24 protein-coding genes are annotated in these 22,790 nt (G+C 39.7%); 16 read left to right on the forward strand and 8 right to left on the reverse strand.

What is annotated here, in order from left to right; all coding sequences use genetic code 11:
* The 4 genes from bhn_RS00550 (at position 1) to bhn_RS00565 (ending at position 4,037) form a co-directional block, all read left to right on the forward strand.
* On the forward strand, positions 1-1,512 hold the full coding sequence (locus tag bhn_RS00550; RefSeq protein ID WP_071174882.1) for an MBOAT family O-acyltransferase: 1,512 nt from the start codon (positions 1-3) through the stop codon (positions 1,510-1,512).
* 9 nt (positions 1,513-1,521) lie between these two features.
* The gene (locus bhn_RS00555; protein WP_071174883.1) at positions 1,522-2,616 is read left to right on the forward strand and encodes a hypothetical protein; all 1,095 of its coding nucleotides are present in this window, start codon (positions 1,522-1,524) and stop codon (positions 2,614-2,616) included.
* 65 nt (positions 2,617-2,681) lie between these two features.
* On the forward strand, positions 2,682-2,930 hold the full coding sequence (locus bhn_RS00560; RefSeq protein ID WP_071174884.1) for a TIGR03905 family TSCPD domain-containing protein: 249 nt from the start codon (positions 2,682-2,684) through the stop codon (positions 2,928-2,930).
* Between the two features lie 24 nt (positions 2,931-2,954).
* The gene (locus bhn_RS00565) at positions 2,955-4,037 is read left to right on the forward strand and encodes an undecaprenyldiphospho-muramoylpentapeptide beta-N-acetylglucosaminyltransferase (protein ID WP_071174885.1); all 1,083 of its coding nucleotides are present in this window, start codon (positions 2,955-2,957) and stop codon (positions 4,035-4,037) included.
* 62 nt (positions 4,038-4,099) lie between these two features.
* On the opposite strand, the gene bhn_RS00570 is transcribed toward bhn_RS00565, so the two are convergent.
* Both bhn_RS00570 and bhn_RS00575 read right to left on the reverse strand, forming a co-directional pair.
* Positions 4,100-4,579 (reverse strand): S-ribosylhomocysteine lyase, encoded by a 480-nt coding sequence (locus tag bhn_RS00570; RefSeq protein WP_071174886.1) that lies wholly within the window; start codon positions 4,577-4,579, stop codon positions 4,100-4,102.
* A gap of 8 nt (positions 4,580-4,587) precedes the next feature.
* A complete protein-coding gene (locus bhn_RS00575; RefSeq protein ID WP_071174887.1) occupies positions 4,588-5,454 on the reverse strand; it encodes a MurR/RpiR family transcriptional regulator in 867 nt (288 codons plus the stop codon).
* 178 nt (positions 5,455-5,632) lie between these two features.
* Between bhn_RS00575 and bhn_RS00580 the strand changes: the two genes are divergently transcribed.
* The 4 genes from bhn_RS00580 (at position 5,633) to bhn_RS00595 (ending at position 9,702) form a co-directional block, all read left to right on the forward strand.
* Entirely contained in the window at positions 5,633-6,028 is a 396-nt protein-coding gene (locus bhn_RS00580; RefSeq protein ID WP_236845940.1) for a Fur family transcriptional regulator, read from the forward strand.
* Positions 6,029-6,082: 54 nt separating this feature from the next.
* Complete coding sequence (locus bhn_RS00585; RefSeq protein WP_071174888.1) at positions 6,083-6,622, forward strand: NADH peroxidase; 540 nt, start codon at positions 6,083-6,085, stop codon at positions 6,620-6,622.
* Between the two features lie 135 nt (positions 6,623-6,757).
* The gene (locus bhn_RS00590) at positions 6,758-7,453 is read left to right on the forward strand and encodes a 5'-methylthioadenosine/adenosylhomocysteine nucleosidase (protein WP_071174889.1); all 696 of its coding nucleotides are present in this window, start codon (positions 6,758-6,760) and stop codon (positions 7,451-7,453) included.
* Positions 7,450-9,702 carry a TraX family protein gene (locus bhn_RS00595; RefSeq protein WP_071174890.1) on the forward strand — a complete coding sequence of 751 codons (2,253 nt, stop codon included), beginning with the start codon at positions 7,450-7,452 and terminating at the stop codon, positions 9,700-9,702. Before bhn_RS00590 ends, bhn_RS00595 begins: the two co-directional genes overlap by 4 nt.
* A 67-nt stretch (positions 9,703-9,769) precedes the next feature.
* Here bhn_RS00595 and bhn_RS00600 read toward each other — a convergent pair whose 3' ends face one another.
* Positions 9,770-11,350, reverse strand: a complete 1,581-nt coding sequence (locus bhn_RS00600; RefSeq protein ID WP_071174891.1) for a glucose-6-phosphate isomerase — start codon at positions 11,348-11,350, stop codon at positions 9,770-9,772.
* Positions 11,351-11,514: 164 nt separating this feature from the next.
* Here bhn_RS00600 and bhn_RS00605 point away from each other — a divergent pair, with 164 nt between their 5' ends.
* The 4 genes from bhn_RS00605 to bhn_RS00620 all read left to right on the forward strand — a co-directional run bounded on the left by bhn_RS00605 (position 11,515) and on the right by bhn_RS00620 (position 15,570).
* Positions 11,515-12,453: a glycoside hydrolase family 43 protein gene (locus tag bhn_RS00605; protein ID WP_071174892.1), complete on the forward strand. Its 939-nt coding sequence runs from the start codon at positions 11,515-11,517 to the stop codon at positions 12,451-12,453.
* A gap of 88 nt (positions 12,454-12,541) precedes the next feature.
* Complete coding sequence (locus bhn_RS00610) at positions 12,542-14,053, forward strand: sensor histidine kinase (RefSeq protein WP_071174893.1); 1,512 nt, start codon at positions 12,542-12,544, stop codon at positions 14,051-14,053.
* Between the two features lie 22 nt (positions 14,054-14,075).
* Positions 14,076-14,765 carry a response regulator transcription factor gene (locus tag bhn_RS00615; protein ID WP_071174894.1) on the forward strand — a complete coding sequence of 230 codons (690 nt, stop codon included), beginning with the start codon at positions 14,076-14,078 and terminating at the stop codon, positions 14,763-14,765.
* 115 nt (positions 14,766-14,880) lie between these two features.
* Positions 14,881-15,570 (forward strand): RluA family pseudouridine synthase, encoded by a 690-nt coding sequence (locus bhn_RS00620; protein WP_071174895.1) that lies wholly within the window; start codon positions 14,881-14,883, stop codon positions 15,568-15,570.
* Between the two features lie 112 nt (positions 15,571-15,682).
* On the opposite strand, the gene bhn_RS15525 is transcribed toward bhn_RS00620, so the two are convergent.
* Positions 15,683-15,988: a hypothetical protein gene (locus tag bhn_RS15525; RefSeq protein WP_148661883.1), complete on the reverse strand. Its 306-nt coding sequence runs from the start codon at positions 15,986-15,988 to the stop codon at positions 15,683-15,685.
* Here bhn_RS15525 and bhn_RS00625 point away from each other — a divergent pair.
* A complete protein-coding gene (locus tag bhn_RS00625) occupies positions 15,948-17,060 on the forward strand; it encodes a hypothetical protein (protein WP_161487274.1) in 1,113 nt (370 codons plus the stop codon). The two genes, bhn_RS15525 and bhn_RS00625, sit on opposite strands and share 41 nt — an antisense overlap.
* Here bhn_RS00625 and bhn_RS00630 read toward each other — a convergent pair.
* The 3 genes from bhn_RS00630 to bhn_RS00640 form a co-directional block, all read right to left on the reverse strand.
* Positions 17,035-17,520 carry a hypothetical protein gene (locus bhn_RS00630; protein WP_071174897.1) on the reverse strand — a complete coding sequence of 162 codons (486 nt, stop codon included), beginning with the start codon at positions 17,518-17,520 and terminating at the stop codon, positions 17,035-17,037. The genes bhn_RS00625 and bhn_RS00630 overlap by 26 nt on opposite strands.
* Before the next feature lie 88 nt (positions 17,521-17,608).
* Positions 17,609-18,913, reverse strand: coding sequence for a sensor histidine kinase (locus bhn_RS00635; RefSeq protein WP_071174898.1), 1,305 nt, complete (start codon positions 18,911-18,913; stop codon positions 17,609-17,611).
* Positions 18,914-18,940: 27 nt separating this feature from the next.
* Entirely contained in the window at positions 18,941-19,615 is a 675-nt protein-coding gene (locus tag bhn_RS00640) for a response regulator transcription factor (protein ID WP_071174899.1), read from the reverse strand.
* A 165-nt stretch (positions 19,616-19,780) separates the two neighbouring features.
* On the opposite strand from bhn_RS00640, the gene bhn_RS00645 reads away from it, so the two are divergent.
* From bhn_RS00645 to bhn_RS00655, 3 genes are all read left to right on the forward strand, one after another.
* Positions 19,781-20,947, forward strand: a complete 1,167-nt coding sequence (locus tag bhn_RS00645) for a DUF3810 domain-containing protein (protein WP_071174900.1) — start codon at positions 19,781-19,783, stop codon at positions 20,945-20,947.
* Positions 20,948-20,977: 30 nt separating this feature from the next.
* Positions 20,978-21,736, forward strand: a complete 759-nt coding sequence (locus bhn_RS00650) for a hypothetical protein (RefSeq protein WP_071174901.1) — start codon at positions 20,978-20,980, stop codon at positions 21,734-21,736.
* A gap of 195 nt (positions 21,737-21,931) precedes the next feature.
* Complete coding sequence (locus bhn_RS00655) at positions 21,932-22,225, forward strand: hypothetical protein (RefSeq protein ID WP_071174902.1); 294 nt, start codon at positions 21,932-21,934, stop codon at positions 22,223-22,225.
* A gap of 99 nt (positions 22,226-22,324) precedes the next feature.
* On the opposite strand, the gene bhn_RS00660 is transcribed toward bhn_RS00655, so the two are convergent.
* Positions 22,325-22,780 carry a Fur family transcriptional regulator gene (locus tag bhn_RS00660; protein WP_071174903.1) on the reverse strand — a complete coding sequence of 152 codons (456 nt, stop codon included), beginning with the start codon at positions 22,778-22,780 and terminating at the stop codon, positions 22,325-22,327.
* Positions 22,781-22,790 lie beyond the last annotated feature (10 nt).

Genomic DNA, 22,790 nt, shown 5'->3' on the forward strand with positions numbered 1-22,790 from the left:
ATGGGATTTAATTCATTTACATTTATACTGGTGTTCCTGCCAATATTACTTCTTGGCTGGTATGCACTAAATAGATTCGAAAAACATACAGTGGCAGACATATTTTTAATATTGATGTCACTGTATTTCTATTACTCTTTTGGCGCCATGTTCCTTGTGATCTTGCTGGTAAGCATTGCCGTGAACTACGGCCTTAGTATGTTACTTGAACATTGGCATCAGCCAAAGCTTATCAAAATAGTTGGCGTTCTCTTTAACCTAGCGCTTCTATTCTATTTTAAGTATCTTGGATTTTTCATCGACAACGTAAACGCCTTAACTGGTGCAGCTCTTACAGCAAAAGAAATACTGATGCCTATAGGAATAAGCTTTTTTACCTTTGGTCAGATATCTTTCATTGTAGACAGGGCAAATGGTGAGGCTCCTCACTATCCGTTCCTTAAATACGTCATGTACACAGTGTATTTCCCTAAGCTCATTCAGGGACCTATCGCATTCCACAAGGAAATGATCGATCAGTTTAACGACGCATCTCTTCGCAAATATGATTCAGACAGGTTTGCCAAGGGCCTCATGTCCTTTATCATCGGCCTTTCCAAGAAGGTGATCCTTGCTGATACCTTGGCGGGAGCTGTTAACTACGGATTTAAGTATACTTACTACCTCGACACCTTAACTGTTATCGTGGTGATGCTAGCTTATACATTCCAGATATATCTTGATTTTTCAGGCTACTGCGACATGGCAAACGGCGTAAGTATGATGCTTGGCTACGAGCTTCCTGTGAACTTCAATTCACCATACAAGGCTTCTTCAGCCAAAGAGCTGTGGCAGAGATGGCACATGACTCTTTCCCGTTTCTTTATAAAGTACGTTTACATTCCTCTTGGAGGTAGCAGAAAAGGCAAGCTCAGAACAGTGATCAACGTTCTCATTGTCTTTGTACTAAGCGGATTATGGCACGGCGCAGGCTGGACCTATATTTGCTGGGGACTTATGCAGGGACTTTTAGTAGTATGGGATGATATTGGAATCGTGGCAGTTAGAAGCGATGATGATGGCAAGAAAAAGAAATATCTTCTAAGAGAAAAGCCACTTATCACTATTCCAAGGGCTCTTGGAAATGCGCTTACATTCTTTATGTTTGTGGTATCCCTCGTATTCTTTAGATCCCAGGATCTTGCTTATGCAATGGGTATGTTTAGAAGGCTCTTTTTCTGGACTTATCCAGGGTTCCTCTATAGAACAGCAGCAAACCTTGAGATTGCAGAGAACTACGTATTTAGACAGCTCTTTTCACAGCTTGGAATGCAATTTGATAACCAAATTTACCTTGTTACCATCATCATTTACATAGCTATTTCAGCCTTTGTAATGACCAGGAAAAACACACAGGAAATAGTAAAAAAAGCTGAGTTTAACAAAAAGACAGTGCTGGGACTAGCAGTATTATTCGTATGGTCCTTCATTTCATTATCAAATGTCAGCACATTTATCTACTTCCAGTTTTGAGAATAACAAATGAAAAAAGAAAACATGACATCAAAAAACTTCATAAAAAGGCTGCTTATAACAGTCCTTGCTCTTGTGGTATTTGTTGGGGGCGTGGTCTTTGTTTTTGACCCATTTTATCACTATCATGGGCCTTGGCTTGGCCTTAAGGCAATCCTCAATGACAAGGAATATCAGTGTATTGGAACCCTTAGGCACTTTGATTACGATACGCTCCTTGTTGGTTCTTCTGTTATGGAAAATAACGACAACGCCTGGTATGACGAAGCCTACGGAGTTAAGTCAATAAAGGCTATCCGTTCCTATGGCGCTACAGCAGACCTTTGCTATCTAATGGACGAAGCCTACAAGAATCATGATATCAAGTACGTCTTTTACAATATTGATCCATCAGCGCTAAATGCAGATGCAGTCACAACCTATGAATCTACGGGCTGCCCTATGTATCTATACGATCACAATCCACTCAATGACGTGCAATATCTCTTTAACAAGGATGTTTTGCTTGAGAAGATTCCTTATCAGATCGCAAACTCCTATCTTGGAAATTACAACGAAGGCCTTTCTTATAACTGGGCTAAGTGGAAGACCTTTAGTAGCGACATGGCCCTTGGTCTTTACTACAGGCCTATCGATGTTGTGGATATGATGGATGAGCACGTTTATGACGATGTTCTTGCGGATAACATAGCTCTTTTAACCAAAGAGGTTGAGGCACATCCGGAGACACAGTTTATGTTCTTCTATCCAGCATACTCTATGCTGTGGTGGGACGGAGTATACAGAACTGGTCAGCGAGATGCCTATATCTACTGTGAAAAAGAGATGACAAAGGCTCTTTTACAGTATGATAACGTAAGGATTTTCTGCTTCCAGAACGAGCCGGATGTGACAACAAACCTTGAGAACTACATGGATTCAATTCACTTTAGTCCTGAGATCAACAGACTCATGCTTGATCAGATGATAGCTGGCGAGTACGAGATGACTCTTGATAACTACGAAGAGATCCTTGATGGGGTAAAAGAGTTTTCGGATTCAGTTGTTAATGAGCTTATAATTCCTTACGAAGAGCAGGATAAGTTAACATACGAGATAAGATAAACTTGCATTGTGTGATATAATAAAGTGGCTAAAAATTCAGATATTTGAGTAAATAGGAGATTATTATGATTTACAAAACAAAGGGTACATGCTCAACTCAGATAGATATAGAAGTTGAGGGCGGAATAATAAAGGCAGTTAGCTTTACAAATGGCTGCAATGGTAACCTTCAGGGTGTATCAAGACTTGTAGAAGGTATGAAGTGCGAAGATGCTATCGCTAAGCTTCGTGGCATCAAGTGCGGTGCTAAGAATACATCTTGCCCGGATCAGCTTTCATACGCTATTGAAGAGGCTATGAAGCAGGCACAGTAATAATATTGGAAGAAGGACAAAGAAGTGAGCGAGAATGCTACTAAGAAAATAGTATTAACAGGTGGAGGAAGTGCAGGTCACGTTACTCCAAATATAGCGCTTATTCCAGCACTTAAGAAAGCTGGATACGAGATCTACTACATCGGTTCATATACAGGAATCGAGAAAAAGCTTATTGAGGACTATAACATTCCTTACTTTGGAATTGCTACAGGCAAGCTTCGTAGATATTTTGATCCAAAGAACTTCTCAGATCCATTCAGAGTTTTAAAGGGATTTACTGAGGCAGTTAAGCTTCTAAAGAAGATCAAGCCAGATATCGTATTTTCTAAGGGAGGATTTGTAAGTGTTCCTGTTGTCAGAGCTGCAGGAATTCTTAAGATTCCTTATATCGTACATGAGTCAGATATGACACCAGGTCTTGCCAACAAGCTTAGCATGAGTGGTGCCAAGAAAATCTGCTGTAACTTCCCTGAGACAATGCGTCTTTTACCAGCTGAAAAAGCTATTCTTACAGGTACACCAATAAGAGAAGAGCTTGGTATGGGATCGGCGGAGGAAGGTAAGAAGCTTTGCGGATTTACAGATGACAAGCCTGTTCTCATGGTAATTGGCGGAAGCCTTGGTGCACAGTCAGTTAATGAGACTGTTAGATACGCACTTCCAAGACTTCTTCCTAATTTCAACATAGTTCATATCTGCGGCAAAGAGAAGATGGACAACTTAAAACTCACAGTACCAGGCTACAAGCAGTTTGAGTACGTTAAGGCTGAGCTTAAGGACATCTTTGCTATGGCTGATATAGTAGTTTCAAGAGCGGGAGCAAACTCAATCTGTGAGCTTCTTGCACTCAAAAAGCCAAATATCCTGATCCCTCTTTCTACCAAGTCAAGTAGAGGAGATCAGATGCTCAATGCAAGATCTTTTGAGCAACAGGGATTTTCACTTGTTATCGACAATGATGATCTTGATGAAGATATCTTGGTAGAGACTATCGAAGATCTCTTTGAGAGAAGAGATATATTTATTGATAACATGAGTAAGAGTAATCTTCACAGCGCAACTAATACAATAGTTAAACTTATTGAAGAAGAGATCCAGAAATAATAATTGAACAAAAAATAAGATCTGCCTTTAGATATCTAAGGGCAGATCTTTTAGTTTATAAATTATTCGGGATAAACAAGGTGTTTATCAGTGATGTTGTAAAGAGTGTTGTCTAAGTATCTCTTAGCAAGGAACTTGGCCATTCCAAGGTTCATATCAAGGTAGTTGCCGCAGTCTCTTGCGCTTGCTCCAGGAACTTCTCCCTCAAAGTCGCGCATGAACTCGAACATTCTAGTGATAAGTGGAACGATTGTCTTTGAATCAAGGTCTCCAGCAAGAACAACATAAAAACCTGTTCTGCAACCCATTGGTCCAAAGTAGATTGTCTTGTCCTTGTATTCAGCATCATTTCTTAAAAATGTTGCTCCAAGGTGCTCCATTGTGTGAACTTCTGCAGTGTTCATAACAGGCTCTTTGTTTGGAGCTGTCATTCTAAGGTCGAAAGTTGTAATAGTCTCCTGTCCAACCTTATCCTTTCTTGATACGTAGATACCTGGCTCAAGATCCAGATGATTAACTGTAAAGCTAGCAATTTTTTCCATTTTTATTCTTAGTCCTTTTGTACTTCGTTGAATACTTCGAAGGAATCCTTCAGGTATTCTCTGATATTTTCGTAATCGCGGTTAGCGATCGCTGTATATAATGTGTCTACAAGGAACAGGTGAGCAAATCTTGAACTTGTCACGCCGCTCTTTTTGTCTATTTCTGGAGATGTGGCAAACAAGATATAATCGCAGCTTGTAGTAAGTGGATTATTGCCCAGCTTGGTAATTGCAACAGTTGTTGCGCCTTTGCTCTTGGCAAGGGTATAAAGCTGCATTACTTCCTTATCCTTTGGATTATCACAAAAGAAGATAGCTACGTCATAAGGCTTGATCTGAGACAAGCTCATTAGGTTCATGTGATAGTCCTGATTAAATATAACATTATAATGAATTCTTAGCAATTTACAATATAGATCATAAGCAGCGATGCCGGCAGCACCGATGCCAAAGATCTGAATCTGTTTGGCTGAAACTATTTTGGTAACAACATCCTTGAAGGTTCCGGCATCAAATAATCTATAAGTGGTCTGAATGGCCTGAACACTGGTAGCACAGATATTATCAGCAATTGACTGGAGTGATGTATATTCATTAACATCCTTGAAGGCAACCTTAGGACTATTGTCATTTTGTCTTAAGGAATTGTTTGCCTCTGTATAATAGGCTCCCTTAAGGTCTTTTAACCCTTCGTAACCAATAGCTTGGGCAAACCTTGTCCACGCGGCCTGGGTAGTGCCTGATTTTGCAGCAAGATCTTTGATAGGGTACTGGAAAAGATCGTCACTGTTTTCTAAGACATAATCCGCTACTAGTCGTTCGGATGCAGGAAGTGAATTGTAACAGCTTTTTATTCTTTCGCTAACAATATTCATATACTAAACCTCCATAGAATAAGTATATCGTATTTTGGACCCCAAATAGAAATTAATTTTCAAAGCAATTGAAAATTAATATATAAAAGTTTTATAAAAGTACTTGAAACAGGATTTGTCTATGTTATACTTAATATTAGTAATGATTACTATTTTTGAAAACTTTCAGGAGGAAGACGTGGCGCTTAAGTATAGTAAGCAAAGAGCTATGATCAAGGATTTCCTGCAAGGAAGAAAGGATCATCCAACGGCTGAGGTCGTATATAACAACATCAGGGAGATTTATCCAAAGATAAGTCTTGGTACCGTCTACAGGAATCTGGTTCTTTTATCTGATATAGGAGAAATAGCCAGATTGCGAGTTGGAGATGGATACGAGCACTTCGATGCAGATACAAGTGAGCATAATCATTTTGTCTGTAGCAAGTGCGGAAGAGTCATTGATTTGGAGATGGATGATATCGATTCTATAGATAAGGTAGCAGCCAGGAATTTTCCTGGGAAAATAGATGGGCACAAGATCTATTTTTATGGCATCTGCGAGGATTGTCTAAAAGAAAATAGTGATGATTAAACTGTTGTGCAGTAGATGCACTTTGCGCAAAGCGCAGGAAAGGAGACTAGAACTATGAAATGGGTATGTCAGGTTTGTGGATATGTACATGAGGGAGATCAGCCACCAGAGGCTTGTCCAGTATGTAAGGCTCCAGCTTCTAAGTTCCAGAAGCAGGAAGGCGAGAAGGTTTGGGCATGTGAGCATGTTCTTGGTGTTGCAAGTGAAGCTCCTGAAGAGATAAAGAATGGTCTTCGTGAGATGTTCAACGGTGAGTGTTCAGAAGTTGGAATGTATCTTGCGATGTCCAGAGTTGCTATTAGAGAAGGATATCCTGAGATTGGTGCGTTCTATGAGAAGGCTGCTTGGGAAGAGGCTGAGCATGCAGCTCATTTTGCAGAGATGCTTGGTGAAGTTCTTACAAACTCAACCAAGAAGAACCTCGAGCTTCGTGCTGATGCAGAGTACGGTGCAACACAGGGAAGAGCAGATCTTGCTAAGAAGGCAAAAGAGCTCAATCTTGATGCAATTCATGATGCTGTTCATGAGATTGGCCGTGACGAGGCTAGACATGGCAAGGCATTTGAAGGTCTCTTAAAGAGATACTTTGGATAATAAGGATAATGAAGTTTTAGGGCCGGTGGAATACAATAATCCACCGGTTCTTTTTATACTAATTTTATATTAGAAAACAGGACGATATTATATTATAGTATTAGAGGAATTTTATTTAATAGGAGATATAAATATATGAAAATTGGAATCATTGGAGCGATGGAAGTAGAGGTCGAAACTCTAAAAGAGAAGATGGAGCTTAAGAATACCATCAAAAAGGCTTCTATGGAGTTCTTTGAGGGAACACTTGGCGGAGTTGACGTAGTTGTAGTTCGCAGTGGTATCTGCAAGGTTAACGCTGGTATCTGTGTTCAGATCCTTGTAGATGTTTTTGGCGTTACTCACGTTATCAACACAGGAGCAGCAGGTTCCCTTGATGCCCAGATCAATATCGGGGATATAGTTCTTTCTACAGATGTATGCTACCACGATGTTGATGCCACAATTTTTGGATATAAAAAGGGAGAAGTTCCTCAGCTTGGCGTAGCATCTTTTACTGCGGATGAGACTCTTCGTAACAAAGCAAAAGACGCTATCAAGAAGGCTGCACCTGATCTTGGAATCTTCGAAGGAAGAGTATGCAGTGGCGATCAGTTTATCAGCAGCAATGAAGTTAAGGATGCTATCAAGGCTGAATTTAACGGAAAGTGCACAGAGATGGAAGGCGCTGCTATTGCACAGGCTGCCTATCTTAACAATATTCCATTCCTTATCATCAGAGCCATTTCTGACAAGGCTGATGGAAGTGATATTGTTGATTATCCTGTTTTTGAGGCAAAAGCAGCTAAGGATTGCGCAGCAGCAACACTTGAACTGTTAAGGAGCTTATGAATACCAAGGGACTTAGTAGAAGAGAATTAAAGATCTTAGCTATCATAGCAATGGTCGTTGACCATACAGCGTGGGGATTTGTTGATTTCATGTCGCCGCTTGGTCAGATTATGCACATTTTCGGAAGGCTTACTATTCCAATCATGTGCTTTTTCGTTGCAGAGGGCTATCGCCATACCAGTGATTTAAAGAGTTACATTAACAGGATGGCATCTTTTGCTGTTTTTTCGATATTTCCTTTCTATATTTTTTTCCATGAAGAGTATGATTACAGACAAAATATAATCTTTGATCTGCTTTTGGCTCTTTTAGCCCTGACAATTGCGGATAATAAGATATTGCCAAAGGGAACCAAAGCAGTTCTCATAGGAGTGCTGTTTGTTATTTCCTGGAACATTGGCGGATGGGTGATAATGCCTATCATTTATGTGCTTATCTTCTATTTTGGAAAAGACTTTAAAACTAAGGCTAAGTGGTTTGTTTTTGCTACTGTTGTAATGGAAATATCGCTGATAGCAATGATATTGCTTAATCAGAAGTATCATTTTTCAAAATATGACTGGAATGTAGCTGAGAGACTGTATCTTTTAGGTTTTGTTTTTGGACTTATACCATTGTATTTTTATAATGGACAGCTTGGGGAAAAGAAAAATTTATTTAATAAATATTTCTTTTATTGCTTCTATCCCGGCCATTTTCTTATATTATCGGCAATCAAATATTTAGTTGGAAATATGGTTGATCAGGATATATATATAATGGCGCACATAATTGCCCTTGTTATCGCATTGATAATGCTGGGATATGTTCTTACAATTAACCCGTCTAGAGCGCAAAATGCAGTTACCTGCTTTATGATCTTCGCAATAATGTATATCTTCGGATTTTTGCAAGAGATCACTACAAGAGAAGTAGCGGGCGTTTATACTGGCACTAAATTACAGTTTTTTGCTGAATGTATGCTCTTTATCTCCCTGACGTACTGCATGCAGGAGCTATGTCATACACGAATATCAGGTTTCATCTATTCTTTAGAAATCGTTGTTTCATTCTTTGTAATGTATAGTCTGTTTACATATGAAGATAACGGGCTTATGTACAAGGCAATCACAATCAATTACGAAGCAGGAAGCTTTCCTAGAATGCAGGTTGTGGGATATGGAATAGCGTTTAGGGTCTTTGTGATATATAGCGTGGCAGTTTGCCTCATGAGCGTGATCATAGGTGTTAAGAGTGCGAAACATGCTAATAGCCTTCATAAAAAGAGACTTAGATTTCTTTTGTACGCTATGATCGTTATGTGGCTGCCATATCTGATCAAGGTATTGAATCTTACCAATGGTTATGAGATTCCAGCTCTTGGAATTCCTTTTGCAGCTATATTTGTCTCAATATCTCTCGGCAAGTATAGTTACCTCGATTCTATAAGCCTTGATTTTGGCAATGCTCTTAATAAGGGAAAAGAGGGTGTTATTGTAGTAGATTCCTCTCACAGGATCCTTTACCACAACAAGTGGGTGAATACAATTTTGGGAGAGTTTTATAAATATGATGACGCCTACGCCGTTCCTATGTTAAAAGACATATTTTTAGAAAAGAAAAAGTCTATTGAGATAGGTGGTCATACCTATGAGACACGTATCGAGCCACTTATTGAACAGTCCCATGTCACAGGCCAGATCCTGTGGATACTTGATCTTACAGAACACTACAATTACCTGAATATGGTGGAAGAAAGTGCCAGCAAGGATTCACTTACAGGAATTTATAACAGAGGATGGTTTGAAGAAAACGTTGATCGTATCCTTTCAGAAAAGAAACAGGGCGCATTTATCATGTTAGATCTTGATAATTTCAAGAATGTAAATGATAAATATGGTCACAAGACAGGTGACGCGGCTTTAGTAGCTCTTGCTTCAGTCATGAAAGCTGCAGAAAAGAGCACTATGAGATACAGGATTTATTCAGGACGAATAGGTGGAGATGAATTCTGTATGTTCATAGAGGGCAATACAGACAGGAAATGGCTTCAGGACTTTGCAAAAAAACAGATCAGTTCCTATGATGAAGAACTTGTTAAGATGAGCTACAAAGGTATTACATCAATATCTCTTGGAATCGTTCAGGTGACTGGTGATAGTTACAAGGATAAGGAACTGAATTATGAAAAGCTGTATACTAGCGCAGATAAGGCATTGTATCTGGCTAAAGAGCACGGAAAAAAGACTTACGAATTTTTAGATATTTAAATCTTTAGCAAAAAAGAGGCGTGAAAAGAATCATTCTTTTCACGCCTTAATTATTTATATTCTAAATTCAGATGTTTAAGAGTTTGCTGTACTCTGCGAGAGCTCCATCTGTCTCGTGAGCAAGTACCTTCTTGGCAAGAACCTTACCAAGCTGAACACCTTCCTGGTCGAAGCTGTTGATATTCCATACAAATCCCTGGAACATAACCTTATTCTCAAAGTGAGCAAGGAGAGCACCAAGAGACTTAGGATTAAGCTCTTCGCCAATGATGATGCTTGAAGGACGTCCACCCTTGAAGTTCTTGTTGAGGTTCTCATCTTTTTTACCACAAGCAAATGCAACGATCTGAGCTGCTACGTTTGCGCAGAGCTTCTGCTGGCTTGTGCTGTCCTGAATGTTAACGTCATTCTGGAGCTGGCTGTTCTTGAATCCAATGAACTGAAGAGGAATAATATCTGTTCCCTGATGAAGGAGCTGATAGAATGAATGCTGTCCATTTGTACCAGGTTCACCAAAGATGATAGGACCAGTTACATAGTTGATTGGCTCGCCAAAACGGTTAACGCTCTTACCATTTGACTCCATGTCAAGTTGCTGTAAGTGAGCAGGGAAACGGCTAAGTCCCTGTGAATAAGGAAGTACAGCTGTGCTACCATATCCTAAGATATTTCTCTCGTAAACACCGATCATAGCATCGAGCATTGCTGGGTTCTCAAGCATGTTAGGATTAGCTGCAAGTTTGTCCTCTTCTGCAGCACCATCGAGGAACTGAGCAAATACGTCAGGACCAAATGCAAGTGAAAGAACTGCTCCGCCAACGCCTGATGTTGATGAATAACGTCCACCAATATAGTCATCCATGAAGAATGCTTCAAGGTAATTATCACTCTTGGCAAGAGGTGATGTCTCAGAAGTAACAGCAATCATGTGCTTGGATGAATCAAGGCCCGCCTTCTTGAGTGCATCTATTACGAAAGACTCATTTGTTAATGTCTCAAGTGTTGTTCCTGATTTTGAAACAAGGATAAAGATTGAATGAGCTACATCGATAGAATTAAGAACTGCTGAAGCATCATCAGGATCTACATTACTGATGAACTTGGCTTCCATCTTGAAGTTGCCGGTTCTGTGTGCCCAGTTCTCAAGAGCAAGGTACATAGCTCTTGGACCAAGGTCTGAACCACCGATACCGATCTGAACAACTGTTGTAAACTTCTCGCCCTTGGCATTTGTGATCTCACCTGAGTGAACTTTGTTTGCGAACTCTGCGATTCGCTTCTGTTCATTTAAATAAAAATCTCTTTTATTTACTCCATCAGCCATAACGTTGTCACCAAGCTGGCCTCTGGTAAGCTGGTGAAGAACCATTCTCTTCTCACCAGTATTGATAACTTCTCCATTGTAAAGAGCTGCATATTTGTCAGAAAGCTGAGCCTCATCAGCAAGAGCCTTGAGAGCAGAAAGAATGTTATCATCAACTTCCTTTGCAGCGTAATTGTAAGAAAGACCAGCCGCCATTTTTACTGAGTAGTTCTTTACTCTTTTGGCGCCGCTTTCACCTGTCATAGCAGATACGAGATCTACATGCTTAACATTTTTAAGATCGTCGTAAGCTTTAAGTGTGTCAAGATTTTTCCAATCAACCATTATATAATCCTCCTATCAGGTAACAAGGAAAACGTATTCCTTTACCAAGTTAAAGTTTAGCAAAGAACCATGTTCATATCAAGAAGAAGACTATAAAATATTGATAATGTTTTGTGATAGGTATAATATTTTAGATAAAACTAATAAACCAAGCGGAGGGCAGTATGGGAGCGTATTTGTTTGCACATTTTAAAGAAAAAACAACACCAGATGGGGAACAGTTATATTTTGGTGTTTCTAAGGATGGTTTTAACTGGGAGAAAGTAAATAATGGAGACCCTATCCTTGAAAGTCACCTTGGAGAGCAGGGCGTAAGAGACTTCACAATTACAAGAAAAAAGGATAACACATTTGTAATTCTCGCTACAGACCTTGCTATAGCACGTAACTTCAAAGATAAATACGAAAATAACTGGAACAAGGTAAATAGAGAAGGTAGTAAATATCTTTCAAAATGGGAGTCAAAGGACCTTGTAAACTGGTCTGAGCAGGAGCTGGTCAAAGTAGTTGACGATAACTATGGCTGTGCCTGGGCTCCAGATATCATTTTTGATGAAGAGGCCGGAGATTATATGGTTCATTGGTCTTCAAGATATCCTGGGGATTCTGATAACTTTATGGCTATCTATTATGCTAAGACCAAGGATTTCAAGACATACACAGAGCCAAAGCAGCTTTGCAATAAATGTGATACAGGAATCATTGATTCTAACATTGTTTATGAAAATGGTTACTACTACAGATTCTTAAAGAGTGATTTCAATCCAGAGCACATTATCCTTGAGAGAGGAACATCTCTTACAGGAAAGTACGAGAGAATGCCTGCATTTGATGAAGAGATGGACAAATTAGAGCAGGGACAGTACGAGGCTCCAACATGCTATAAGCTTCCTGATGGCAGCTGGTGTGTAATGCTTGACTTCTACGGTTGCGAGAAGGAAAAACAGGGGTATGTACCATTTGTTGCCAAGGATATTTCTACAGGCCGATTTGTACGTTCAGATAAGGAATTTAGCTTCCCTTATGGATTCAAGCACGGAACAGTTATGGAGATCACTGACGAAGAGTACGACAGGATCAAAAAGCACTATCCAAACCGTTAAAAAATTTAGAAAGTAGTCGTTTATCTTTGCTATATATATTTTTTAGAATTTAGAATTATGGTATACTAAAAAGTGTATAGGGGGACTTATGCGTTTTCGTACTAAACTCTTAATAACCTCACTTGCAATAGTGATTATACCGATGATTCTAGCACTTGGTGCTTATCTCGCTGTTGGACGATATTTGGTGCATGAACAGAATATCGATAATGGCAGGGTTGTGGATTACGGAATGGTATCCGATCCGGGTGGAACTTTCTCTGAGATGACAGATCAATTGGTAAAAGAGATTCTGGTAACCATGCTGGTTGATCCTTTCGTTTTGGAAAACGAAGAGTATCTTAGTGAGATAGACCAAAAGATAGCATCAAAATATGCATATATTATCGTAAAGAAGGGCTACTCGATCTATTATGTAGCTGATCCGGAAATGGCCCAGGAAGTTATATATGAGCTTCCAGGCTTCGGAACAGATATCAAAGGTGTGTATTTTACGTCGTCCAAGCATCTCGTAAGACAGATGGATTTTTATTTCTCAGATGGTGATGAAGGAAGTCTTTATATCATATCTGGTATCAGGACAGGACTTACAACATCGCTGGTGGTATATATGGCAATTGCCATAATTCTGATCCTTCTGGTCACAAGTATTCTTTTAACTACCTGGATAGGACGAAGTTTCTTTAGACCTATAGATGAACTGAACATAGCCATGCAGCATATCAAAGATGGAAATTTTGATTATATGCTTCCCACGGACGTCAAGGAAAAGGGCGAGATAGGGGCCATGTATCGTAACTATGAGGACATGAGGCTGAGGCTAAAAGAGTCAGCAGATGAAAAGATAGACAGAGAGAGGCAAAACAAAGAGCTTATCAGTAATATCTCTCACGATCTGAAAACTCCTATCACTGCTATAAAAGGCTATTCACAAGGCCTTTTGGAAGGAGTTGCAGATAGTCCTGAGAAACAGATGAAGTACATCAAGATCATTAACAATAAGGCCAACGACATGAACAACCTTATAAATGAGCTTACATTGTACTCCAGTATTGATAACAACCGCATTCCATACAATTTTGTTAAGATCAACGTCGCAGAGTACTTTGGCGACTGCATCGAAGAGATAGGAGCGGATCTAGAGAGCAAATCAGTCAAGCTTAATTATTCTAATCTAACTACGCCGGATACGCAGATCGTTGCTGATCCAGAACAGATTAAACGAGTTATAAATAATGTTGTGAATAATAGTGTTAAATATCTTGATAGAGACGATGGCAGCGGCCAGATTGACATCAGGATTTTGGATGAAGTAGATTCCATAAGGATCGAACTTGAGGATAATGGTAAAGGAATCGCCCAAAAAGACATCCCGAACATATTCGACAGGTTCTACCGCACAGATGCTTCAAGGAATTCCAAACAGGGCGGAAGCGGAATCGGATTATCCATTGTTAAAAAGATCATTGAAGATCATGGCGGTTATATTTGGGCTACCAGCCATGAAGGTGAAGGAACATGCATGCACTTTGTGTTGAGAAAGTACATTGAATTCTCATCTGGTGCTGAAACCGTTACCGTTGACAATGAAAACCTATAACACAAAGAAAGGCGAAAAGTGTATGAGCAGAATACTTATTGTTGAGGATGAAGAGGCTATTGCTGACCTTGAGAAGGACTATCTTGAACTGAGTGACTTTGAGGTCTCAATAGAAAACACAGGTGACGCAGGTCTTCAGACAGCACTTGCAGAGGATTTTGACCTTATCATCTTGGATCTCATGCTTCCAGGAATGGACGGATTTGAGGTTTGTAAGCACATCAGAGAAAAGAAAGATGTGCCAATTCTCATGGTTTCAGCCAAGAAGGATGACATCGACAAGATAAGAGGTCTTGGACTTGGAGCAGATGATTATATCACCAAGCCATTTAGCCCATCTGAGCTTGTTGCCCGTGTTAAGGCACACATGGCAAGATACTCAAGACTTGTTGGATCAGGACATGAATCTAATGATTTCGTAGAGATCAGAGGACTCAAGATCGACAAGACTGCTAGAAGAGTATACGTAGACGGAGATGAAAAGAGCTTCACAACAAAGGAATTCGATCTTCTTACATTCCTTGCTGAGAATCCTAATCACGTATTCACAAAGGAAGAGCTCTTCCGTAAGATCTGGAACATGGATTCAATCGGCGATATCGCTACTGTAACAGTACATATCAAAAAGATCCGTGAAAAGATCGAATATGATACATCAAACCCACAGTACATTGAGACAATCTGGGGCGTTGGCTACAGATTTAAGGTTTGATTATTTAACATTTTAATTTTATTATTATCGGCAGGAGGCATTATGGCTGGCTTTTGTCAGGCGTAATTATTCCTGCCGTAATTTTTTCTAATGTGGAATTTATAGGAGTATTGATTTGAAGCGTTTGGAATACATTTTTGAAGACAAGGATATAATAGTTTGCCACAAGCCTGCAGGAATGGCCACAGAAGGTGCAAGAGCAGGCCAGATGGACCTTGTCAGCAGTGTGAGAAATTATCTTGCAAGGAAAGATGGATCAAAGAGCTCAAAGCCGCCCTATGTAGGTACGGTTTACCGGCTTGATCAGCCCGTAGAAGGCGTTGTGGTAGTATGCAAGACTAAACAGGCAGCTTCAGATCTAGCCAGGCAGATAAAGGAACACAAAACAGATAAGTATTACTATGCTGTTTGCTACGGTGCTGTTCCTGAAGAAAAGGGCCATTTATCAGACTATCTGATCAGAAACTTAGATACTGGCCTTGCTGAAGTAACTGAGAATACTGCCGATGCCAAGAAAGCAGAGCTTGACTACGAAGTCCTATGGCGTAAAAAAGGATGTACATTTCTTAGAATCAAGCTTTTAACAGGGCGTTTTCACCAGATAAGAGTTCAGATGGCGCATATGGGATTTCCTATAGTTGGAGACCAAAAGTACGGAAATGCAGAATCTATGGGCGTATCCAAGGAATTAGGCCTATCAAATGTATGCCTTTGCTGCTACAAATTTGGCTTTAAACATCCGGTGACCAAAAAGAAAGTATCCTATGAAGTTGAACCGGAATTCTTAAAATCTTTTGATGAATAATTGGAACTGAAACTAAGATGAAAAACAAAAGTGCGAAAATAACGGAAATAGTTAAGATAATATATCTGATCATCATATGTAGCGTCCTCCCGCTTTATATGAAGCAAGGGTACTATATGCTGGGAGAGGTAAAGGGGGTATTATATCTTGGCGTTTCTGCCTTCTTTTTTGCACTTCTTTTTATATTAAAAATCCTTGAAGAACCTAAAAAGCTTTTTTGTGATCCGCAAAAAGCCATGATCATAGGGGCTTTTGTTTTTTCAAATGCAATTACATTGTTTTTTTCATGTGATAAAAGGACTGCTTTTCTGGGGCAGGAGGGATGGAGATGCGGCTTTTTATCGGTCTTTTTAATGATATCTTTTTGTGTGTTGTTTATGCAGGGCGTAAAGCTTAATGCTCTTGTTCTTTCACTCATTCTGATCATCCCTTTTTCTACATTTGTTTTAGGCATATTAAATAGATTTGGAATTTATCCTTTTTATGTGTATGGCGCTAACCCAAGCTTTTTGGGGACCCTTGGTAATATCAACTGGTACGTGGGATTTTTGGGTATCTTTGTGCCGTTTGGAATAGGTCTTTCATATGGAAAAAAGTTCTTTTCGCTAAAAGGATCATTGACTAACCTGTATGTAGTCACAGGGCTGATGGCTCTTTTCCTGCAGGGGTCAGACAGTGCAGCTCTCGTAGTCATTGGAACCTATGGAATCATGCTCTATATGTCCTTTGGCAAAAGAAAAAGTTTTCAAAGGTTTGTGGCACAGGCGGCATTACTTGGTTTTTCTATGGAACTAACCAAGATACTCATGGAGTTGTTTGGAAGAAGCTATAATTATGAAGAAGGCATTATTCTTATGGTGTGCGACATGCACATTGGTCTTATTGTTATGGCGGCAGCATTTTTTGTTTACAGAGTATCAAGGTTATTTGAAGAGATAAATGTTTCTTTTATAGGTAAATTCTACAGAAGAGCGCTGGTGGTACTGGGAATAGCTGCAGCAGTTTCTTCTATAATAATGGTCATAATGGCAGATGGATATTTTGGAAATGGAAGAGGTATCATCTGGCAGATATCAGTGGACATATTTAAGGGACTATCTTCCTGGCAGAAGCTCTTTGGAGTTGGGCAGGACTGCTTTTATGTTTATGCCTACAATCATTCGGTTTGGGCGGAATCTCTTCTTAATGTATTAAATGGCAACAGGCTTACAAATGCGCACTGCGAGCTTCTTACTATCTTGATAGAAAGAGGTATGATAGGCATTTTGACCTACGGAGTGCTGATAATATCGGTTATTCATGGCCTTATCAAAACTTTTGACAGTAGTGATTCATCAAAAAAGGAGCACGCAGCGATGATCTGCGCACTCCCTATAACTTCTTACTTATTCAATTGTAGTGTGTCCTTTTCGACTGTTACATCTACGCCTTACTTATTTATCCTGCTTGGCATAGCTCTTTTTGTCAGTCGAGCACAGGAACGGGAATAGAATCATCCAGCTCATGGAAGAATGTTCTGGTTTCTATGATTCCGTAAAGAGCTTCATTGTATTCAAAGAGGAAATGTTCATTGATGTTCTCTTTGCCATACATATTAACTCTTCCGCGATAAGCGTTTAGTACAGATACATAGCGCTTATCCTGGTCAAACATCTTGAGAATCTCATCTTTTCTTCTGCGAGGATGCTTGGAAGCAAACTTCCTGATATCCAGCTGAAGATCAACAGGCAGTTCTTTTTCTCTTTCGAGAACTGCGTTTAGGACTTCGTTATAAGTCTTGTCATCGATCTTCTCAAAATGATCAACAAATTCGAGACAACATGCATTATCTGGTAAATGCAGGCGTACTCTGTCTTCCCCATAAACCTCTTCGATCTCAGCAACTAACTTTGGTATCAGGGGTTTTCCGTTGTAATCAAGAATTATAACTTTATCACCCTTTTTGTACATAGACACCTCCCCAAATCATTGAGAATCAACTATAGATGCAATATGGTGGTACATACATATATTATATCATATAATCCTTGACGATTTTTTATTTTTTGACCGATTGTACAGGAAAGTTAACAACAAAGCAAATAGTGTCATTTCCCTCTCTAACAGCCTCTATTGTGCCCTTGTGAGAAGTTGCAATTGCTCTTGCGACAGAGAGGCCAATTCCATATCCTCCGGTCTCGCGGGCCCTTGAAGAATCAGCTCTGTAGAATCTGTCAAAGAGTCTGTCCAGATTGCCGGAAGGAATGGTGTCACAGGTGTTAGAAACCTTAAGGGTTATGGCCTTTTCTTTGGTCAGGTTGACACTAATACTGCCATTATCAGAGGAGTACTTAATGGCATTGTCCAAAAGAAGAGATGTCAGCTGGGTTAAGGTGTTTTTATCTCCTAAGATATGGATATCATCTTCAATGTTTACTCTATAGGTCTTGTTATTTGAGGAGGCCACAGGCTCGAAGCTACTCGAGACATCTTTTACGATCTGACTAAGGTCGATATTATTAAACACAATGTTGGGTTTTTCTTCATCCATTCTTGAAAGCGTCAGGAGATTTTTAACGAGCTCAGTCATTCTTTTAACCTGATTTCTGATGCTTTCTGTCCATTCACTTTTGCCGGATTCTATCTCCAAAACGTCGATGTTTGCAGAAATCACAGCAAGAGGTGTCTTGAGTTCGTGACCTGCGTCGGTGATAAATCTCTTTTGCTTCTCTAAAGATTCCACAACTGGAGCAACAGCCTTCCCTGAGAAAAGAAATACCAGTATGAACATGGCAAGAAGGGCGCAGACTCCAACTAAAACCGATTGCAAGAGCAGTGTAAGAGCATTTAAAACTTCTGAACTGATATTTAAAAACAGAACAAGGTAGGAACCATCTTCCTTTTGAACTACGCTATATCTGTAGGTGTGATAAAAGCCTTTTTGGCTTGCTCTAGACAGAGCACTGGTTGCGTAATCCTTGGCAACATCCTCTGTAACTGTAGCAGTGTGCTGGATGTTGACTTCAGTGATGCTTTTGTCAGAAGAGAATTTAACCCAGAAATATCTTGCCTGATAAGGAACTTCAGCATCTCTGTTATTATTTAGCATTTCAAATTGGAAAGGAATGTTTGGGGCTTTGGGTCTTTCGGATGGTTCCATGTTTCTGGGCATAGGACCATTAAGATCATCCACCATTCCAGGAAAATAGCCATCATTGTCTGCAAGCATGAACAAAAGATTGTCTGCTTGCCTGATGGTCCTACTGATATTGATCGCATTGATCACGCCTATCATTACAAGGAGAATGGCTAGGAGTGACAGCATTGCCGTTATGACAAATTTTTTTCTAAGCTTATTAACCATATAAAGCCTCGTGTGTTAAACAACTTATCAATTGGTTTCAGTAATAGAATATCCTACGCCTCTTGAAGCCTTGATCTCACAGTTTGCTTCCAGTGAAGACAGTTTTTTACGAAGGTTAGAGATATATACCCACACAATGTTAACGTCAGCTTCGCCGTCAGGCCAGATCCTGTCCATAAAGGTGTCAACGGAGATGATCCTTCCCGGAGATGTCATAAGTAGTTCCATCATCTGGAATTCTCTGCTGGCAAGATGGATCTTGTCGTGATCAGGAGTGCTCAGATCATAACCGGAACGATCAAGAGTCAGATTTCCACAGATAAGATTAGTTGGTGAAAAGTCAGCTTTTCTGCGGAGCATTGCTCTTACCCTTGCCAGGAGCTCACCCATATCAAAAGGTTTTGGGAGATAGTCATCTGCTCCAAGGTCAAGGCCTTTTATCCTGTCATCAATCTCGGACTTGGCGGTCAGGAAAAGAACTGGTGTAGAAAGGCCTTTATCTCTGAGCTTTTTAAGTACATCCATTCCATCAAGTCCTGGCATCATGATGTCCAGGATAATGCCGTCATAATCTCCGGTCAGAGCATAGTCCAAGGCATCTGTGCCATTATAAACAGCGTCTACTGTGTAATTGTTGTGTTTTAGGATTGCAACAAGAGCATTTGAAAGCTCTTTTTCGTCATCAGCTAATAGAAGTCGCATATGTTCTCTCCTATATTAAATAACTACTACCTTAATTTTAACATAATAAAAGATTACGAAAGAAGAAATATGTGTACAAAATATGAACATAAAACCTGCGTTTAGTCATTTTGAGTACATATTTGTCCTGTAGAATATTCTTATAAACTTTCGGGGGAGCAATTAATGAAGAAAAAGCGTGATTCTCATTACCTGGTCTTTTTTTCAGTAATCGCCGTATGCATGGTTTTTAATCTGGTCGCATGGAATAGTGCGGCTTTTTCTGACTTCTATGCAGCAAGCATTTTCCCAGTCATTTCAAGCGCATATGGAAGACTCACAAGCCTCGTGCCATTTTCTATTGGTGAAGTGATGCTTGTGTTCATAGTGCTGTTTGTGGCTTTATCAGTTCTTTTCATTATTGCTCACACATGTTTCATGATATATGGCAAAAGAGCTAATGCACTTGGAGCGAGATATTTCAAGGCTGAAAAGATCTTTAATAAGATCTCTAATGCTCTTTACAGAGTTTCACCAGTTCTTATGGCAATCATCTGCACAGTAATGTCTCTTAACTGTTTTGCCCTTTATCACACATCTAAGATAGGCCTTTATGGTGAGAACACAGGATCTGAGTGTGATATCGCTCAGCTGGCTGAGCTTAGAGATTATGTGGTAAAAAAATGCAACGAGCTTTCGACTAAGGTCCCTCATGATGAAAATGGTAATGTTATTTATGAAGGTGACATGCGAAAGACAGCTATCGAGGCTATGAAGAGTCTTGAAGATCGCTATCCAAGACTTGGTGGATATTATGTAACTCCAAAGGCGCTGTATTTTTCAGATTTCATGAGCCAACAGTATATGCAGGGTTATTACTTCCCATTTTCTATGGAAGCAAATTATAACGATACGATGTCTATCATGAACAAGCCATTTACTATGTGTCATGAGCTTGCTCACACTCATGGATATATCTTTGAGGATGAAGCGAATTTCTTTGGCTTCCTTGCTTGCATCAATTCTGAAGATGTAGTGTTCCAGTACAGCGGATATCTTGGAGTTCTTAACTATATTAATAATGACTATTACAGAGCTGTCAGCAAGGAAGAGTACAACTCCCACGTCAAGATCTCGGCCAGAGTCAAGTATGACAACAAGTTCATGACTGATGAAGCATGGGTAAAGGTAGAAGAAAAGGCAGTAGTTAAGACTGAAACAGTTAAGAAAGCTGCTGAAACATTCATAGACACAAATCTTAAGGTTAATGGCGTTAGCTCAGGTAAATGCAGCTATACACATGTTGTCGCACTTATTATGGATTATTACTACAATTTCCCGGAAGGTGTGTGATACAATAGCCTTTAAAGGGAGACATTAACTATGAAAAAGAAAATAACCGTATTCACACTAGTACTTTCAATGATGCTTGCTCTGTGTGCTTGTAAGCCTTCAGATGAGAAACTAAGCGAAGCTGAGACAGCAAGAGGAGTTTTATTAGAAGCAAAAGAAAGCGCAGAAGCAACATATCTTGATATAACAGATTCTTCTAAAAAGAGTGAACTGGAAGAATTGTCCAAGGAAGTTGCCGAGATCGAAGCTCTGGATTTTACCAAGATGAGTGACAAAAAGATCGACGGCGTTCTACCAAAGATCACGGAGTTAACACAAGAGTATCAGAGTCTCAATTCTGAGTTTGACGAAACCTTAGCCGCTGAGACCAAGAAAAAAGCTGAGAAGGACAAGTATAGCAACGTTGGGGCATACCTTGTCAACAAAACAGGTATGAACTTGACAGAAGTTGTTCTCCATGATCTGTCAGAAGATACCTATACAGATAATCTTCTTGGAGATGGAGTAGTGCTTGAAGCAGGATATACCCTGATGGGAGTTGTTCTTGATATTAACAAGAGCAGCGCAGATTGGGAGTTCATTGTTAAAAATGACAACAATACATCCTATACTTTGGCATGTGATAGCTTAGCTGGTGCTGATGAAGCAGGAATATCAATTACCTTGAAATACAGTGATAGTGACAAGACAGGCTCTGCAAGCCTTGGTAGTTATACAGTGGTAAAAGAGCCAGAAACAGCGGAAAATGGCGATGATGCAACAAATGCCTCAAGCGAAGCGTCAAATTGAGGAAAATGTGCTGTTTTTTGTTAATTATGCACAAAATATTAAGGAAATCTTAAGATTTTATTCTCACATATGTCGGTGACATTCTGAAATTCACAGTATATAATCTTACTTTGTACTGAAGCAATTGCTAGATAGCATTTCGCCAATGGCAAATGCAAAAATACATTATTAGTACAGAAGAGGAGAATATATATTATGAAGAAGAATATCGTTACATTACTTTCAGTTTTAACACTTTCAGCAGCAGTTCTTGCAGGTTGCGGTGAGGCAGCTACAGAGGAGACAGCTGTAGAAGAGACATCAGTAGAGGCAACTGTAGAGGCATCTGTAGAGGCTGTTGAGGCTGCTTCAGAGGCATCATCAGAGGACGCAGCAGCTGACGCTTCATCAGAGGATGCAGCAGCTGACGCATCATCAGAGGACGCTGCAGCAGACGCTTCATCAGAAGAGGCTGTTGAGGCTGCTTCAGAAGCTTCATCAAACAACTAATTCAATTAGATTAGTATAAGTTATATATAGTTAATCAATTGCTTTAGTCAGTACATATAAAAAAGACCTTCATATCCTGGTGATATGAAGGTCCTTTTTTCATTTATTCTTACATTCATTGCATATGCCAAGTATTTCAAGCTGATGACCGGTTATCTCGAAACCGGGAAGAGAATCTTTAACAGCAGCTGATATGTCATGAAGGGGACAGGTTTTAATAGGTATCTTTCTGTGACATTTGGTGCATACAGCATAATGCTTGTGAGAACTCTTTTTTAGCTCATATACTGCGTTGTCTTCTGTAGATAATGTTGTCTTTGTAACAATACCTACTTTTTCAAAAGCTAACAGATTTCTATATACAGTAGAGAATGCGTATTTTTCTTTGGGAGCTTTCTGATTTAGCTTATCAAATATTTCAGCGGCAGACAGCGGCTCATCTGAATGGTACAAGATCAGAAATATATCTATTCTCTGATGTGTTTTCTTGACGCCGGAAGGCCAGCATCTTTCTATAATAGAATCACTATTTTCTGCATGGATCTTACAACTCATTTTTTATCTC

The sequence above is a fragment of the Butyrivibrio hungatei genome (assembly GCF_001858005.1).
Taxonomy (GTDB): domain Bacteria; phylum Bacillota; class Clostridia; order Lachnospirales; family Lachnospiraceae; genus Butyrivibrio; species Butyrivibrio hungatei.

What these genes read in the sequence shown, in the direction of transcription:
- bhn_RS00635 (WP_071174898.1), bottom strand. Translation starts at nt 18,913, where the DNA reads ATGGTTAATAAGCTTAGAAAAAAATTTGTCATAACGGCAATGCTGTCA.
- bhn_RS00615 (WP_071174894.1), top strand. Translation starts at nt 14,076, where the DNA reads ATGAGCAGAATACTTATTGTTGAGGATGAAGAGGCTATTGCTGACCTT.
- bhn_RS00595 (WP_071174890.1), top strand. Translation starts at nt 7,450, where the DNA reads ATGAATACCAAGGGACTTAGTAGAAGAGAATTAAAGATCTTAGCTATC.
- bhn_RS00645 (WP_071174900.1), top strand. Translation starts at nt 19,781, where the DNA reads ATGAAGAAAAAGCGTGATTCTCATTACCTGGTCTTTTTTTCAGTAATC.
- bhn_RS00585 (WP_071174888.1), top strand. Translation starts at nt 6,083, where the DNA reads ATGAAATGGGTATGTCAGGTTTGTGGATATGTACATGAGGGAGATCAG.
- bhn_RS00590 (WP_071174889.1), top strand. Translation starts at nt 6,758, where the DNA reads ATGAAAATTGGAATCATTGGAGCGATGGAAGTAGAGGTCGAAACTCTA.
- bhn_RS00555 (WP_071174883.1), top strand. Translation starts at nt 1,522, where the DNA reads ATGAAAAAAGAAAACATGACATCAAAAAACTTCATAAAAAGGCTGCTT.
- bhn_RS00660 (WP_071174903.1), bottom strand. Translation starts at nt 22,780, where the DNA reads ATGAGTTGTAAGATCCATGCAGAAAATAGTGATTCTATTATAGAAAGA.
- bhn_RS00655 (WP_071174902.1), top strand. Translation starts at nt 21,932, where the DNA reads ATGAAGAAGAATATCGTTACATTACTTTCAGTTTTAACACTTTCAGCA.
- bhn_RS00575 (WP_071174887.1), bottom strand. Translation starts at nt 5,454, where the DNA reads ATGAATATTGTTAGCGAAAGAATAAAAAGCTGTTACAATTCACTTCCT.
- bhn_RS00600 (WP_071174891.1), bottom strand. Translation starts at nt 11,350, where the DNA reads ATGGTTGATTGGAAAAATCTTGACACACTTAAAGCTTACGACGATCTT.
- bhn_RS00550 (WP_071174882.1), top strand. Translation starts at nt 1, where the DNA reads ATGGGATTTAATTCATTTACATTTATACTGGTGTTCCTGCCAATATTA.
- bhn_RS00560 (WP_071174884.1), top strand. Translation starts at nt 2,682, where the DNA reads ATGATTTACAAAACAAAGGGTACATGCTCAACTCAGATAGATATAGAA.
- bhn_RS00605 (WP_071174892.1), top strand. Translation starts at nt 11,515, where the DNA reads ATGGGAGCGTATTTGTTTGCACATTTTAAAGAAAAAACAACACCAGAT.
- bhn_RS00630 (WP_071174897.1), bottom strand. Translation starts at nt 17,520, where the DNA reads ATGTACAAAAAGGGTGATAAAGTTATAATTCTTGATTACAACGGAAAA.
- bhn_RS00640 (WP_071174899.1), bottom strand. Translation starts at nt 19,615, where the DNA reads ATGCGACTTCTATTAGCTGATGACGAAAAAGAGCTTTCAAATGCTCTT.
- bhn_RS00570 (WP_071174886.1), bottom strand. Translation starts at nt 4,579, where the DNA reads ATGGAAAAAATTGCTAGCTTTACAGTTAATCATCTGGATCTTGAGCCA.
- bhn_RS00650 (WP_071174901.1), top strand. Translation starts at nt 20,978, where the DNA reads ATGAAAAAGAAAATAACCGTATTCACACTAGTACTTTCAATGATGCTT.
- bhn_RS00610 (WP_071174893.1), top strand. Translation starts at nt 12,542, where the DNA reads ATGCGTTTTCGTACTAAACTCTTAATAACCTCACTTGCAATAGTGATT.
- bhn_RS00625 (WP_161487274.1), top strand. Translation starts at nt 15,948, where the DNA reads ATGCAGGGCGTAAAGCTTAATGCTCTTGTTCTTTCACTCATTCTGATC.
- bhn_RS15525 (WP_148661883.1), bottom strand. Translation starts at nt 15,988, where the DNA reads ATGAGTGAAAGAACAAGAGCATTAAGCTTTACGCCCTGCATAAACAAC.